This window comes from Agrococcus sp. SGAir0287 (assembly GCF_005484985.1).
Taxonomy (GTDB): Bacteria; Actinomycetota; Actinomycetes; order Actinomycetales; family Microbacteriaceae; genus Agrococcus.
In genome coordinates this window covers 2,311,145-2,325,392 of sequence record NZ_CP027942.1, presented here as the reverse complement: position 1 = coordinate 2,325,392, position 14,248 = coordinate 2,311,145, and the positions used below count along the sequence as shown (strand labels likewise).

At 73.0% G+C, this 14,248-nt stretch carries 14 protein-coding genes and 1 tRNA gene; 10 read left to right on the top strand and 5 right to left on the bottom strand.

What is annotated here, in order from left to right; translation table 11 throughout:
• Positions 1-2: 2 nt before the first annotated feature.
• Positions 3-917: a sugar-binding transcriptional regulator gene (locus C1N71_RS11080; protein ID WP_217495992.1), complete on the bottom strand. Its 915-nt coding sequence runs from the start codon at positions 915-917 to the stop codon at positions 3-5.
• Positions 918-1,041: 124 nt separating this feature from the next.
• Between C1N71_RS11080 and cysS the strand changes: the two genes are divergently transcribed.
• Positions 1,042-2,457, top strand: coding sequence for a cysteine--tRNA ligase (cysS, locus tag C1N71_RS11075; RefSeq protein ID WP_137756454.1), 1,416 nt, complete (start codon positions 1,042-1,044; stop codon positions 2,455-2,457).
• Entirely contained in the window at positions 2,454-3,434 is a 981-nt protein-coding gene (gene rlmB, locus C1N71_RS11070) for a 23S rRNA (guanosine(2251)-2'-O)-methyltransferase RlmB (RefSeq protein WP_137756453.1), read from the top strand. Before cysS ends, rlmB begins: the two co-directional genes overlap by 4 nt.
• 10 nt (positions 3,435-3,444) lie before the next feature.
• Here the strand turns inward: rlmB and C1N71_RS11065 are convergent, their stop codons facing one another.
• Positions 3,445-4,758, bottom strand: a complete 1,314-nt coding sequence (locus tag C1N71_RS11065) for a DUF4032 domain-containing protein (RefSeq protein ID WP_137756452.1) — start codon at positions 4,756-4,758, stop codon at positions 3,445-3,447.
• A 51-nt stretch (positions 4,759-4,809) separates the two neighbouring features.
• Here C1N71_RS11065 and C1N71_RS11060 point away from each other — a divergent pair, with 51 nt between their 5' ends.
• Positions 4,810-5,550, top strand: a complete 741-nt coding sequence (locus C1N71_RS11060; protein ID WP_137756451.1) for a DsbA family protein — start codon at positions 4,810-4,812, stop codon at positions 5,548-5,550.
• A 73-nt stretch (positions 5,551-5,623) separates the two neighbouring features.
• On the opposite strand, the gene C1N71_RS11055 is transcribed toward C1N71_RS11060, so the two are convergent.
• Positions 5,624-6,739, bottom strand: coding sequence for an ABC transporter ATP-binding protein (locus C1N71_RS11055; protein ID WP_137756450.1), 1,116 nt, complete (start codon positions 6,737-6,739; stop codon positions 5,624-5,626).
• A gap of 160 nt (positions 6,740-6,899) precedes the next feature.
• Between C1N71_RS11055 and C1N71_RS11050 the strand changes: the two genes are divergently transcribed.
• Together C1N71_RS11050 and C1N71_RS11045 are read left to right on the top strand one after the other, a co-directional pair.
• The gene (locus C1N71_RS11050; RefSeq protein WP_137756449.1) at positions 6,900-7,817 is read left to right on the top strand and encodes a DsbA family protein; all 918 of its coding nucleotides are present in this window, start codon (positions 6,900-6,902) and stop codon (positions 7,815-7,817) included.
• The gene (locus C1N71_RS11045) at positions 7,817-8,797 is read left to right on the top strand and encodes a DsbA family protein (RefSeq protein ID WP_137756448.1); all 981 of its coding nucleotides are present in this window, start codon (positions 7,817-7,819) and stop codon (positions 8,795-8,797) included. Before C1N71_RS11050 ends, C1N71_RS11045 begins: the two co-directional genes overlap by 1 nt.
• A 206-nt stretch (positions 8,798-9,003) precedes the next feature.
• On the opposite strand, the gene C1N71_RS11040 is transcribed toward C1N71_RS11045, so the two are convergent.
• Positions 9,004-9,079 (bottom strand) — tRNA-Thr (locus tag C1N71_RS11040).
• Positions 9,080-9,165: 86 nt separating this feature from the next.
• Between C1N71_RS11040 and C1N71_RS11035 the strand changes: the two genes are divergently transcribed.
• A complete protein-coding gene (locus C1N71_RS11035; protein WP_254677985.1) occupies positions 9,166-10,095 on the top strand; it encodes a DMT family transporter in 930 nt (309 codons plus the stop codon).
• 12 nt (positions 10,096-10,107) lie between these two features.
• Here C1N71_RS11035 and msrB read toward each other — a convergent pair whose 3' ends face one another.
• A complete protein-coding gene (msrB, locus tag C1N71_RS11030; RefSeq protein ID WP_137756447.1) occupies positions 10,108-10,506 on the bottom strand; it encodes a peptide-methionine (R)-S-oxide reductase MsrB in 399 nt (132 codons plus the stop codon).
• A gap of 75 nt (positions 10,507-10,581) precedes the next feature.
• Between msrB and C1N71_RS11025 the strand changes: the two genes are divergently transcribed.
• The 4 genes from C1N71_RS11025 to groL all read left to right on the top strand — a co-directional run bounded on the left by C1N71_RS11025 (position 10,582) and on the right by groL (position 14,233).
• Complete coding sequence (locus C1N71_RS11025; protein ID WP_137756446.1) at positions 10,582-10,824, top strand: DUF3263 domain-containing protein; 243 nt, start codon at positions 10,582-10,584, stop codon at positions 10,822-10,824.
• Positions 10,821-11,336 carry a LytR C-terminal domain-containing protein gene (locus tag C1N71_RS11020; RefSeq protein WP_137756445.1) on the top strand — a complete coding sequence of 172 codons (516 nt, stop codon included), beginning with the start codon at positions 10,821-10,823 and terminating at the stop codon, positions 11,334-11,336. Before C1N71_RS11025 ends, C1N71_RS11020 begins: the two co-directional genes overlap by 4 nt.
• A 104-nt stretch (positions 11,337-11,440) precedes the next feature.
• Positions 11,441-12,478 carry a DUF3048 domain-containing protein gene (locus tag C1N71_RS11015; RefSeq protein WP_137756444.1) on the top strand — a complete coding sequence of 346 codons (1,038 nt, stop codon included), beginning with the start codon at positions 11,441-11,443 and terminating at the stop codon, positions 12,476-12,478.
• 135 nt (positions 12,479-12,613) lie between these two features.
• On the top strand, positions 12,614-14,233 hold the full coding sequence (gene groL / locus C1N71_RS11010; protein WP_137756443.1) for a chaperonin GroEL: 1,620 nt from the start codon (positions 12,614-12,616) through the stop codon (positions 14,231-14,233).
• Positions 14,234-14,248 lie beyond the last annotated feature (15 nt).

Genomic DNA, 14,248 nt, shown 5'->3' with positions numbered 1-14,248 from the left:
GCTCACGCCTCGGCGAGCAGCGCCGTCGCGAGCGGCTCGTCGATGACGAGCACGTCCGGGAGGCCGCCGGCGAGCGCCGCACGCACCGCGGGCGCCTTGCGCGCGCCCACCGCGACGGCGACGACAGTGCCGACGCCCTGCAGCGCCTCGAGCTCGATCGCGACGACACGGCGGTCGACGGGGGAGTCGACGGGGCGTCCGCTCGCGTCGAAGAAGCGCGTGCAGCAGTCGCCGATCGCGCCGGACGACTCGAACGCGGCCTGCTCGTCGGGCGACAGGTTCGTCGACTCGACGATCGCCGCCGAGGCGCCGGACCCGACGACGCCGATGCCGACGACGGCGATCTGCGCCGCGGCCGCCGCATCGAGCACGGAGCCGATGGTCGACTCGCGCAGCAGGCCGTCGCGCAGCGTCGCCGACTCGACCACCGCGGGGGCGTAGAGGCGCCGATGGTTCGCGCCGAGCCGCGTCGCGAGCGAGCGCACGAGCACGTTGCCGTCCTGGGCGGAGTCGACGATCGAGAGTCCACCCACGAGCGGCAGCACCTCGAGCCGCGGCCGCGACCTGCCGGGCTCCACGGCGTCGACGACGGCCTGCACGCTCGCACCCCACGACAGCGCGATCGCGCCCTCGTGGGGCAGCTCGCGCTCGAGCCACTCGGCGCCGAGCAGCCCCACGCGTCCGAGGTCGTCGTCCGAGCCGCGCGCGACGCGCACCTCGCGCAGCCCGAACCGCTGCTGCAGCAGCTGCTCGAGGTCGGAGGCGCGGCCGAAGGGATCCGTGATGGTGATCGTGACGATGCCGGCCTTGCGCGCCTCGGCGAGCACGCGCGAGACGTTCGACCGGGAGACGCCGATCGCGCTCGCGACCTCGGCCTGCGAGAGCCCGTCGACGTAGTACAGGGTCGCTGCTCGCACGAGCATCTCCTGCGAGCGGGCGGACGGCATCGGGCTCCCTCGTGATCACGCGGTTCGCGCCGATCCTACGTGCCGCCCGTCGCCCACGGCCGCAGCGACGCAGCCGGACCCGTAGGCTTCCGTGGTGACCATCCGCATCCACGACTCGCGCGCGCAGCGCACCGTCGACCTCGTGCCCGTGCGCGAGGGCGAGGTGTCGTTCTACGTGTGCGGGCCCACGGTGCAGTCGAGTCCCCACGTCGGGCACCTCCGCAGCGCGCTCGCCTACGACGTGTGGCGTCGCTGGCTCGAGCACCGCGGCCTGCGCACGACGCTCGTGCGCAACGTCACGGACATCGACGACAAGGTGCTCGCGGGCGCGACGGACGCGGAGGCGTGGTTCGCGCTCGCGTACCGGATCGAGCTCGAGTTCACTGCCGCGTACCGGGCGATCGGCATCCTGCCGCCGACGTACGAGCCCCGCGCGACGGCGTCGATCCCGCAGATGCAGGAGCTCATCGCTCGCCTCATCGAGCGCGGGCACGCGTATCCGGCGCTCGACGGCTCGGCCGACGTCTACTTCGACGTCCGCTCGTGGCCCGAGTACGGCGCGCTCACGCGCCAGCGGCTCGAGGATCTCGAGCCCGCCGGCGACGCCGACCCGCGCGGCAAGCGCGACAGCCGCGACTTCGCGCTGTGGAAGGCGACGAAGGACGACGAGCCGCCGACGGCGTCCTGGGCGTCGCCGTGGGGGGATGGCCGCCCCGGCTGGCACATCGAGTGCTCGGCGATGGCGCGCCGCTACCTCGGCGACGCGTTCGACGTGCACGGCGGCGGCCTCGACCTGCGATTCCCGCACCACGAGAACGAGCTCGCGCAGTCGACGGCGGCGGGCCTGCCGTTCGCGAGCGTCTGGAGCCACAACGGCACCGTGAACGTCGACGGCGAGAAGATGTCGAAGTCGCTCGGCAACTCGATCTTCGCCCACGAGCTGCTCGCCTCGGCCCGCCCGATCGTCGTGCGCTACTTCCTCGCCACGCCGCACTACCGCTCGGCGATCGACATCCGCACCGTCGAGGGCGTGCTCGCCGACGGCTCCCTCGCGGAGGCCGAGGCGGCGTTCACGCGCATCGAGGGCTTCCTCGAGCGCGCCGCGCGGCTCGGCGAGGTCGGCGTCGGCGAGGTGCCGGGCGCCTTCGCCGCCGCGATGGACGACGACCTCTCGACGCCGCAGGCCGTCGCCGCGCTGCACGACGCCGTGCGCGCGGGCAACGCCGCGATCGACGCCGACGAGACGGATGCGGCGCTCGCGGCGGCCGCCTCGGTGCGGGCCATGCTCGGCGTGCTCGGACTCGACCCCGCCGACCCCGTCTGGGGCGCGCCGACTTCCGGCGCCGCCGACGCCGCGCTCGCCCGCCTCGTCGACGCACTCATCGCCGACCGTCGCGCCGCGCGCGACGCCCGCGACTTCGCCGCCGCCGACCGCATCCGCGATGCGCTCGCCGCAGCCGGCATCGCCGTCGCGGACGGCAAGGACGACACCACCTGGAGCATCGCATGAGCAGCAGCAACAAGCCGCAGCGCCCTCGAGGCAAGAAGGGCGCCACGAAGGGCACGGGCGGCAAGGGCCGCCGCGCGCTCGAGGGCAAGGGGCCCACGCCGAAGGCCGAGGACCGCGCCTGGCACCCGGCGGGCAAGCGCAAGGCCGCCCAGGAGCGCCTCGCCGCAGCGAAGGCGCGCGGCGGCGGCTCGCCGCAGCCGCCGCGGCACCGCAAGCCGTCGAGCGCCAAGGACGACTCCGAGCTCGTCACCGGCCGCAACGCCGTGCTCGAGGCGCTGCGCACCCGCATCCCGGCGACGGCGCTCTACGTCGCGGCGCGCATCGAGATCGACGAGCGCGTGCAGGAGATCCTGAAGATCGCCACGTCGCGCTCGATCCCCATCCTCGAGGTCATGCGTCCCGAGCTCGACCGCATGACGGGCCCCGACACCGTGCACCAGGGCATCGCGATCAAGGTGCCGCCGTACGAGTACGCGCACCCCGGCGATCTCCTCGACCGCGCGAGGAAGGCGAAGGAGCCCGCGCTCATCGTCGCGCTCGACGGCGTCACGGACCCCCGCAATCTCGGCGCGATCATCCGCTCGGCCGCCGCCTTCGGCGCGCACGGCGTCGTCGTGCCGCAGCGCCGCTCCGTGGGCGTCACGGCATCCGCCTGGCGCACGTCCGCCGGCGCCGCTGCGCGCACGCCCGTCGCGATGGCGGCGAACCTGACGCGATCGCTCGAGGAGCTGAAGGCCGAGGGCGTGTTCGTCGTCGGCCTCGACGGCGACGGCGACGTCGACCTGCACGAGCTCGAGCTCGCCGACGGTCCGCTCGCGATCGTCGTCGGCAGCGAGGGCAAGGGGCTCTCGCGCCTCGTCGCCGAGACGTGCGACGCGATCGTGTCGATCCCGATCTCGGCCGCGACCGAGTCGCTGAACGCCGGCATCGCGGCCTCCGTCACGCTCTACGAGGTCGCGAAGCGCCGCAGGGGCTGAGCCTCGCGGCTCAGACCAGGTCGCGCCAGTCGACCTCGACGTCCTCGTCGCCGATCGGCTGCCCGTTCGGTCCGAGGATCGGGATCGGCACCGTCTGCGTCGAGACGCCGAGCAAGGCCGCCTCGTCGCGCCGGTGCTCGAGCACGTCGACGATGTACGACTGCACGGCCTCGGCGAGCGGCACGCTGCGCGACTCCCGCTCGGCGATGTACCAGCGGTGCTCGAGCACCTGGTGGAACACCTCGGCCGCCTCGAGCTTGCCGCGCAGATGCCGCGGGACGGACTGCACGACGGGCTCGAAGCGCGTCACGAGCCAGTCGTGCGCGAGCTGCTCGTCGTCCGCGTCCGGCATGCGGCGCCGCTGCGCGGCCGCGAACTGGTCGAGGTCGTTGAGCATGCGCCGTGCCTGGTTCTCCTCGGCGTCGAGGCCCGTGAGCCCGAGCAGGCGACGGTGGTGGTGGCCGGCGTCGACGACCTTCGGCTGGATGCGCACGGTCGTGCCCGACTGCTCCGTGCGGATCTGCAGCTCCTCGATGTCGAAGCCGAGCGCGTTGAGCCGCTCCACGCGCTCGTTGATGCGCCACCGCTCCGCGCTGTCGAACTGCTCGACCTCGGTGAGCTGCGCCCACAGCTCGCGGTACTGGGCGACGATCGAGCCGGCCACCTCGACGGGGTCCTGCCCCTCGTCGAGCCTGCCGCCGGCCTGCAGGTCGAGCAGCTCGCCCGCGATGTTGACGCGCGCGATCTCGAGGTCGTTCTCGCGCTGGCCGCGGGAGAGGCCGCCGGGGTAGAGCTTGCCGGTCTCCGCGTCGACGAGGTATGCGGCGAACGCTCCGGCATCGCGTCGGAACAGGGTGTTCGACAGCGACACGTCGCCCCAGAAGAAGCCGACGAGGTGGAGGCGCACGAGCAGGAGGGCGAGCGCGTCGACGAGCCGCTGCGCCGTCGCGACCTTCAGCGAGCCGGAGTAGAGGGCGCGATAGGGCATCGAGAACTTCAGGTGCCGCGTGGCGAGGATCGTGTCGAGCGGCTCGCCGTCGGCGTCGACGCGTCCGGCGACGACCGCGAGCGGCTCGACGCACGGGACCTGCAGCCGCTGCAGCCTGCGCAGCATGTCGTACTCGCCGCGCGCCATCTCGTCGCTCGTCTCCTTGAGCGCGACGACGCGACCCGACAGGTGCGCGAAGCGCACGAGATGGCGCGAGATCCCCTTCGGCAGCGTCACGACGACGTCGTCGGGCCACTCGTCGAGCGGCAGGTGCCACGGCATCTCGAGCAGGGTCGCGTCCATCACGGCGGACGTGATGCGCAGGTTGCCGCTCATGCTCCCGAGCCTAGCCAGGCGACGTGGAGGCGCGGCGCCTACCGTGGTCGGATGCGCCGCTCCGCCTCCGTCGTCTCCGCGCTGCTCGCAACGCTCGTCCTCGCCGGCTGCGTCCTCGTCCCGCCGCCCGCGCCGTCGCCTGCGGGGGCGGCATCGGGCTTCCCGGCGAACATGGCGAGCCATGGCGTGCTCCAGACGGATGCGGGCGTCGTGACGACTCCGGAGGCGGCCGCGGCGCCCGTGCCGACCACGGACGTCGGTGACCGCATCCACGTCGTCGTCTACGTCGACCTCCTGTGCCCGTTCTGCGGCCAGTTCGAGGCGACGAACGGCGCGATGCTCGCCGACGCCGTCGCGGCGGGCGAGGTCGCGCTCGAGACGCACCCCGTCTCGTTCCTCGACCGGCTCTCGCTCGGCACCGAGTACTCGACCCGTGCGGCGAACCTCGTCGCGGCCGTCGCCTCCCTGCATCCCGAGGCGACGCCCGCCGTGCTGCGAGCGCTCTTCGAGCAGCAGCCCGCCGAGGACACGACGGGACTCGACGACGACGAGCTGCTCGCCATCGCGGCGGCTGCCGGCGCCCAGTCGGAGGCGCTCGACGAGGCGGTCGCCGCCGTCGCCTTCCGCCCCTTCGTCGAGGCGGCGACCGAGGCGGCGACGACGCAGCCGCTGCCCGGCGATGGCAGCCCGCTCACGGGCACGCCCACCGTCCTCGTCGACGGCGCGCGCTACACGGGGCAGCCCGGCGATGCGGCGGCCTTCGCGGCCGCGCTCGAGGCTGCGCGCGGCTGACGCGCGACCGGGACGACGAAGCGGGGCGGGACCATCCGGTCCCGCCCCGCGCTCGTCGCATCGCGACGACGGGTCAGAGGCGCTCGCCCGTCTCCGCGTCGAAGAGGTGCAGGTGGGAGGCGTCCGGCACGGCGAAGACCTCGTCGCCGATCATCGGGTGGCTGCGGCCGTCGACGCGGGCGACGAGGCTCACGCCGTCGGTCGCCTCGGCCTCGGTGTCGACCGCCTCGGAGACGTCGACGACCTTCGACGACTGCGCCGTGCCGTAGAGGTAGCCGTCGGCGCCGAGCTCCTCGACGAGGTCGACCTTGATCGGCAGGCCGGGGCCCGACGTCGAGATCGTGAGGTCCTCGGGGCGGATGCCGACCGTCACCTGCTTCGCCTTCGCGAGCGTCTCGCGGGGGATCGGCACGACGTGGTCGCCGAACAGCACGCCCTGGTCGTTCGTCGGCAGCTGCAGGAGGTTCATCGCGGGGCTGCCGATGAAGCCGGCCACGAACACGTTCGCGGGGCTCGCGTACAGGTCGCGGGGCGTGCCCACCTGCTGCAGGATGCCGTCCTTCAGCACCGCGATGCGGTCGCCCATCGTGAGCGCCTCGGTCTGGTCGTGCGTGACGTAGACCGTCGTGACGCCCAGGCGGCGCTGCAGCGACGCGATCTGGGTGCGCGTCTGCACGCGCAGCTTCGCGTCGAGGTTCGACAGCGGCTCGTCCATGAGGAACACCTGCGGCTGGCGCACGATGGCGCGGCCCATGGCGACGCGCTGGCGCTGACCACCCGAGAGCGCCTTCGGCTTGCGCGACAGGTAGGGCTCGAGGTCGAGCAGCTTGGCGGCCTCGAGCACGCGCTCGGCGCGCTCGTCCTTGCCGACGCCCGCGATCTTCAGCGCGAAGCCCATGTTCTCGGCCACGGTCATGTGGGGGTAGAGCGCGTAGTTCTGGAACACCATGGCGATGTCCCGGTCCTTCGGCGGGATGTCGGTGACGTCGCGGTCGCCGATGAGGATGCGACCGTCGTTCACCTCCTCGAGGCCCGCGAGCATGCGCAGGGTCGTGGACTTTCCGCAGCCGGAGGGGCCGACGAGGACGAGGAACTCGCCGTCCGCCACCTCCAGGTCGATCGCATCGACCGCCGGCCGGGTGCCTCCCGGGTACAGGCGGGTCGCCTTGTCGAACGTGACAGACGCCATCGTCGTCCTCCTTCACCGGCAGGTACGTGCCGGACGATCCTTCGTGAACGGAAGCGGGACGTCGCCGTCCCGTGTGCTCACACTCTGGCACACGGTCGCGCATTCCTCATAGCAATCGCCCGTATCCTGGTCGGCGGCCCCACGACACCGACGAGGACCGATGACGAACGATCGACGACTCACCAAGAACGAGCGCCGCGCCCAGGCGCGCGAGGCTGCCAAGGCGCAGCAGGCGAAGCGCCAGCGCCAGGACCGCCTGCGGAAGGGCCTCACGATCGGCGGCATCGTCGTCGGCGCCGTCGCGATCGTGGCGGTCGTCACGCTCGTGATCGTCAACGCGATCCGCCCGCCCGGGCCGGGGCCCGAGAACATGGCCTCCGACGGCATCGTGATCGGTCAGGGCTACGTCGCGGAGACGACGCCGGCGCTCGCCGCCGACGAGGCACCCGTGCCGACCGAGCCGCGCGACGACGTCGTGCAGATCGTCATCTACCAGGACTACCTCTGCCCGTTCTGCGGCCAGTTCGAGCTGACGAACGGCCCGTACATCGACCAGCTGCTCACCGACGGCGTCGCGACGGTCGAGTACCACCCGGTCTCCTTCCTCGACCGCCTCTCGCTCGGCGAGGAGTACTCGACGCGATCCGCGAACGCCGCGGCGTGCGTCGCCGAGACGTCGCCGGACAGCTTCTACGCGTGGAACGCGCTCATGTACGAGAACCAGCCGGGCGAGAACACCGAGGGCCTCACCGACGAGGAGATGATCGACCTCGCCGAGCAGGCGGGCGTCGACGTCGATGCGGCGTTCACCGAATGCGTCGAGTCCGTGCAGTTCGAGGGATGGGTCGAGCGCGCCACGCAGGACGCGCAGCTCGAGCCGGGCCCCTCGGGCGAGGACGGCGTGCAGATCACCGGCACCCCGACGGTCCTCGTGAACGGCGAGCAGTACCGCGGCCAGCCCGGCGACGGCGCCTCGTTCACCGCCTTCGTGCAGGCGGCCCTCGGCCAGGTCTCCGGCGAGACGCCGTCGGAGACGCCTGCGCCGAGCGAAGCCTCGCCCGCGCCGAGCGAGGGTTGATGCGCTCGCGCATCCGACGGGCCGCGGCCGGCCTCGTCGGGTGCGCGGCGCTCCTCGCGGTCGCGGGCTGCGCGCCCGGCGCCGAGCCCGCCACCCCGCAGTCGCTGCAGGAGCTGTCGGCGGCGTACGTCGACGCGGGCGGCGCCTGCACCGACCTCGTCGAGCAGTTCCGCGCATCCGACGACGATCCGGCGGTCGCGACCTGCGGCGCCGACACCGTGCTCACGCTCGCGGTCGACGAGGCGCAGGCGACGCGTCTGCGCACCGGCGCGCTGCTGCTCGACCAGCCCGTGCTGTGGTCCGGTCGCTGGCTCGTGCAGGATCCGGACGTCGACGCGCTGCAGGACGCGCTCGGCGGGCAGGTCGCGCGGCTCGAGCCCGCGGACGGTCCCGCGAACCTCGCCGACGCGCTCGTCGTCGATGCCGGCGGCGTCGTCGCGCAGGATGCCGTGCCCGCCGACGGCGAGCCGGAGGCGCTCGAGGTCGATGGCACGACGATCACGGTCGTGGTCGACCCGACGTGCGACTACTGCGGTCGCTTCCTCGAGGCGAACGGCGAGCAGCTCGCGGCCTGGGCGGTCGACGGCACCGCGACGATCGCCTATCGCCCGGTCGCGATCGGCGACACGGCGGAGTCGGGCTACGCCTCGTCGCTCGGCGTCGCCGCCGTGGCGTGCGCCGCCGATGCCGACCCGGATGCGGCGCTGCCGCTGCTCGAGGCGCTCACGGCGCGCGGCGCGGACCTCGACGCGACGGGCGTCGTCGCGCTCGCCGACGAGGAGGCTCCCGGTGCGGGGGAGTGCGTCGAGCAGGGCACGTTCGCGTGGTGGACGCGCCAGGCGACCGAGCGTGCGCTCGCGGGCGACCTCCCCGACGGGCAGCCGCTCGGCGGCGTGCCGAGCATCTACGTCGGCGAGCGCCTGTACTCGGGCGACGTCGCCGACCCCGCGGCCTTCGCCGCGTTCGTGGCAGAGGGCTGACGCGCGGCTCGACGGCCGACGGGTCGATCCTCGTCTCGTGGAGCCCCGGCCGGACTCGAACCGGCTGCCTCCGCATGACGAGTGCGATGCTCGGGGCGGCGGCTGGCTGGGCTGCCGTCTCGTGGAGCCCCGGCCGGACTCGAACCGGCTGCCTCCGCATGACGAGTGCGATGCTCGGGGCGGCGGCTGGCTGGGCTGCCGTCACGTGGAGCCCCCGGCCGGACTCGAACCGGCTACCTCCGCATTACAAGTGCGATGCTCTACCTGGTGAGCTACAGGGGCGCAGGCAGCATCCTCGCACGACGCGAGGCGAGCCCGAGCACGCCCGCATGACCGGCGGGAGCATCCGGCGCGCGTAGGCTGGATCGGTGCGTCTCGTGTGGATCCTCGCCGCCTTCGTGGGCGGCCTCGCCATGGCGCTGCAGAGCCGGGTGAACGGCGAGCTCGCGGTGCGGATCGGCGACGGGACGGCCGCGGCGCTCATCTCGTTCGGCATCGGCCTCGCGCTCGTCGGCACGCTCTCGCTCGCGCTGCCCGCGGGCCGCGCGGGCGTGCGCCGCATGGTCGCGGCGCTGCGCGACGGCAGCCTGCGCTGGTGGTACGCCCTCACGGGGCTCTTCGGCGCCGTCGTCGTCGCGGCGCAGGGGCTCGCGGTGCCCACGCTCGGCGTCGCGCTCTTCACCGTCGGCATCGTCGCGGGGCAGACGCTGTCGGGCCTCGCGGTCGACCGCATGGGGATCGGCGTGCTCGGGGCGAAGCGCATCACGGCGCAGCGCGTGCTCGGGGCGCTCGTGACGATCGCCGCCGTCATCGTCGGCGCGGCCGCCGGCGGGTTCGTCGCGTCGTCCGTGCTGCTCGTGCTGCTGCCGCTCGCGGCCGGCATGCTCATCGCGCTGCAGCAGGCATTCGCGGGGCAGGTCCAGCATCACACGCGGTCCGCGCTCACGCAGACGACGTCGAACTTCCTCGTCGGCACGCTGGCGCTCGCCGTCGTCGTGCTCGTGCGCCTCGCGAGCGGCGTGGAGCTGGCACCGCTGCCGGGGGAGTGGTGGCTCTACCTCGGCGGCCCGCTCGGCTGCGCGTTCATCGCGATCGCCGCCGTCGCGGTCCATCGCATCGGCGTGCTCGCCCTCGGGCTCGCGTCGATCGCGGGGCAGGTCGTCATGGCGCTGACGCTCGACCTCGTCGCGCCCGCGGCGGGCCATCCCGTCTCGGCGCTGTCGTTCGTCGGCGCGGCGCTCGCGATCGCGGGCGTCGCCGTCTCGACCGTCCGACGTCGACCGCGCGACGTCGCCTGACGCGCCGGGGCGTCAGTCCTTCGGCGTGAAGTCCAGCGCGACCGAGTTCATGCAGTAGCGGTCGCCCGTGGGCGTCTGCGGCGCGTCGTCGAAGAGGTGGCCGAGGTGGCTGCCGCAGCGCGAGCATCGCACCTCGGTGCGCACCATGCCCAGGGAGCGGTCCTCGACGAGCGTCACGGCGCCGGGGTCGGCCTGGTAGAAGCTCGGCCAGCCGCAGCCCGAGTCGAACTTCACCTCGTCGCTGAACAGCTCCTGCCCGCACGCACCGCACGAGTACACGCCGTGGCGGTGCTCGTCGAGCAGCGCACCCGTCCAAGGGCGCTCCGTGCCGGCCTCGCGCAGGACCTTGTACGCCTCCGGCGACAGGCGCTCGCGCCACTGGTCGTCGGTCGTGGCCTGGAAGTCGCTCATGCCTCGATGCTACGCGCCCGGCATGCGCGGCGCGCGTCGCGGCGTACGCCCTGCGCGAAGGTATGATCGGGGGTCATGTCCGAGCGGGAGGACGCCGACGACCTCACGGCGCTGCAGCGCTCGATCCTCGACTTCGAGGGGGCCGCGCGCACGCATGCGGGCGCGAAGGCCGGAGCCATCCGCGAGCGGTTCGGATGGACCGCGACCCGCTACTACCAGCAGCTCAACGCCCTGATCGACACGGAGGCCGCCCTGCGATACGACGCCCTGCTCGTGCGCAGGCTCCAGCGCATCCGCGATCGCGGGGAGGCGTCGTGACCGATCGGTTCGACGTGCCGCCGCGCCTCGGCAGGGTCGGCGTGCACCGCGCGCCCGAGCGCTCGTGGTGGCGCTGGTGGATGACCGTCATCGTCGCGGCCGCGGCGTGCGTCGTGCTCGTCGTCGGTGGCCTCGGCGCGCTGCAGCTGCTGCGCGTCGGCGAGGTGGACACGTCGATCCCCGTCGGTCCCGAGCCGATCACGGATCCCGCGGCGCTGCCGGACGGCACGACGATCACGGTGCTCGACGCGTCGGGCGCCGACGCCGCCGATCCGATCGCCGCCTCGCTCGAGGGCGCGGGCTGGCCCGTCGCCGCCGTCGCCGACGCGAGCGAGCAGCGCGCGACCACCACCGTCTACTACCAGGGCGACCTCGAGGCGGCGGCGCTCGGCGTCGCGCAGGTCATCGGCGTCAGCGCGGTCGAGTCGACCGACCAGGCGCTCTCCGGCTCGCCCATCACGATCATCGTCGGCGACGGATCGGGCGAGCCTGCGCCATCTGCGTCGCCGTAGGTCGAGGCCGTCTCGACCGCGTCCGCCGGCCGGGCAGCCGCACGGGGCCAGCGCGCGGCGAGCCGGTTCGATCACGACTCGATGCGGCATCTAGTCTGTCGCGCATGCAAGCGAATCGAGCGACCCGAGCCGTCGCGATCCTCCTGGTCGCGGCCGGATTCCTGACCGCGTGCAGCGGCGATTCCGAGCCGTCGGCGACGCCGTCCCCCAGCGCCACCCCGAGCGCGACGCCCACCCCGACGCCCGAGCCGGAGCCCATCACGGCGCCGCTCACGGGTGCGGTGCTCGACGCTCCGATCCAGCTGCCGGCCATCCTCGCGAAGATCGACAACCACCCGGACGCGCGCCCGCAGTTCGGTCTCGAGTCGACCGACATCGTCTACGAGGAGCTCGTCGAGGGCGGCCTCACGCGCTACGTCGCCGTCTGGCACTCGACCGTGCCGCAGCAGATCGGCCCGGTCCGCTCCATCCGCCCGATGGACCCGGGCATCGCCGGCCCGTTCGGCGGCATGATCGCCTTCTCCGGCGGCCAGCCGCACTTCGTCGCGGCGATGCAGGACGTCGCGACGTCGACGAGCGTCATCCACGGTGGCGGCACCTACGACGCGTACTACTCGCGCGGCGGCCCCCACGCGGCGCCGCACAACGTGATCCTGCAGGCAGCGCAGCTGCAGGCGGACAACGCGCAGATCGCACCGCCGCAGCCGCAGTTCGCGTACGCGGACGACGAGGCGACGCCAACCTCGCAGGCAGCCGGCGGACCGGCCTCGCAGCTCGCCCTGGCGTTCTCCGCCTCGCAGTCGCGCCAGTGGGGCTGCGACGCGGCGACGGGCCGCTGGGCGCGCGGCCAGCAGGGTGCGGCCGACGTCGACGCCGCCGGCAACCAGCTGTCGGCCGCCAACGTCGTCGTCCTGCGCGTGCAGATCATCCCGAACGGCGACATCCCGCAGACGATGCTCGAGGGCTACTCGGGCGACGGCTTCGTCGCGAGCGGCTGCACGTGGACGCCCGTGACGTGGTCGAAGCCCGACCTCACCACGCCTCTCCAGATCGTGGATGCGTCGGGCCAGCCCGTCGTGCTCGCGCAGGGCAACACCTGGGTCGAGCTCGTGCCCAACGAGGGCGCCGCGACCGTCTCGTAGGCCGACGGCGAACGGCGCTCCCAGCGGGCGCGCTCGCTTGCACTCGCGTGGCCTGAGTGCCAGACTCGTCCCTGGCACTCAGGACCGCCGAGTGCCAACAGACGTGTCGACGTGTCCAGGAGGGACGAGACAGCTATGGCAAAGATGATCGCATTCGACGAGGAGGCTCGCCGCGGCCTCGAGCGTGGTCTCAACACGCTCGCCGACGCCGTGCGCGTCACCCTCGGCCCGCGTGGCCGCAACGTCGTGCTCGAGAAGAAGTGGGGCGCTCCCACGATCACGAACGACGGTGTGTCGATCGCGAAGGAGATCGAGCTCGACGACCCGTACGAGAAGATCGGCGCGGAGCTCGTCAAGGAGGTCGCGAAGAAGACCGACGACGTCGCCGGCGACGGCACGACGACCGCGACGGTGCTCGCCCAGGCGCTCGTGCGCGAGGGCCTGCGCAACGTCGCGGCCGGCGCCGACCCGATCAGCCTCAAGCGCGGCATCGAGAAGGCGACCGCGGCGGTCTCCGAGCAGCTCGTGCACCACGCCAAGGAGATCGAGACGACCGAGGAGATCGCCGCGACGGCGTCCATCTCGGCTGCGGACCCGGAGATCGGCCGACTCATCGCCGAGGCGATCGACAAGGTCGGCAAGGAGGGCGTCGTCACCGTCGAGGAGTCGAACACCTACGGCACCGAGCTCGAGCTCACCGAGGGCATGCGCTTCGACAAGGGCTTCCTGTCGCAATACTTCGTGACCGACCCCGACCGCCAGGAGACGGTGTTCGAGGACGCCTACATCCTCATCGCCAACCAGAAGATCTCGGCGATCAAGGACCTCCTGCCGATCGTCGACCAGGTGATCCAGGCGGGCAAGCAGCTCGTCATCATCGCCGAGGACGTCGACGGCGAGGCGCTCGCGACGCTCGTCGTGAACAAGATCCGCGGCATCTTCAAGTCGGTCGCCGTCAAGGCTCCCGGCTTCGGCGACCGCCGCAAGGCGCAGCTGGCCGACATCGCCATCCTCACGGGCGGCGAGGTCATCTCCGAGGAGCTCGGCCTCAAGCTCGAGGGCGTGCAGCTCGCGCAGCTCGGCCGCGCGCGCAAGGTCGTCATCACGAAGGACGAGACCACGATCGTCGAGGGTGCGGGCGACGCGGAGGCCATCGCCGGCCGCGTGCGCCAGATCCGCTCGGAGATCGAGGCCACCGACTCGGACTACGACCGCGAGAAGCTCCAGGAGCGCCTCGCGAAGCTCGCCGGCGGCGTCGCCGTCATCAAGGCGGGTGCCGCGACCGAGGTCGAGCTCAAGGAGCGCAAGCACCGCATCGAGGACGCCGTGCGCAACGCGAAGGCGGCCGTCGAGGAGGGCATCGTCGCCGGTGGTGGCGTCGCGCTCATCCAGGCCGGCAAGGCGGCGTTCGAGACGCTGCAGCTCGAGGGCGACGAGGCGACGGGCGCGAACATCGTGCGCGTCGCGATCGACGCGCCGCTCAAGCAGATCGCCTTCAACGCGGGCATGGAGCCCGGCGTCGTCGTCGAGAAGGTGCGCTCGCTCGAGCCCGGCCACGGCCTCAACGCCGCGACCGGCGAGTACGTCGACATGCTCGCGGCCGGCATCGCCGACCCCGTGAAGGTCACGCGCTCGGCGCTGCAGAACGCCGCGTCGATCGCGGGCCTCTTCCTCACGACCGAGGCCGTCGTCGCCGACAAGCCCGAGAAGAACCCGGCTCCGGCCGGCGACCCCACGGGTGGCATGGACTTCTGAGTCCGCAGCGCTGAG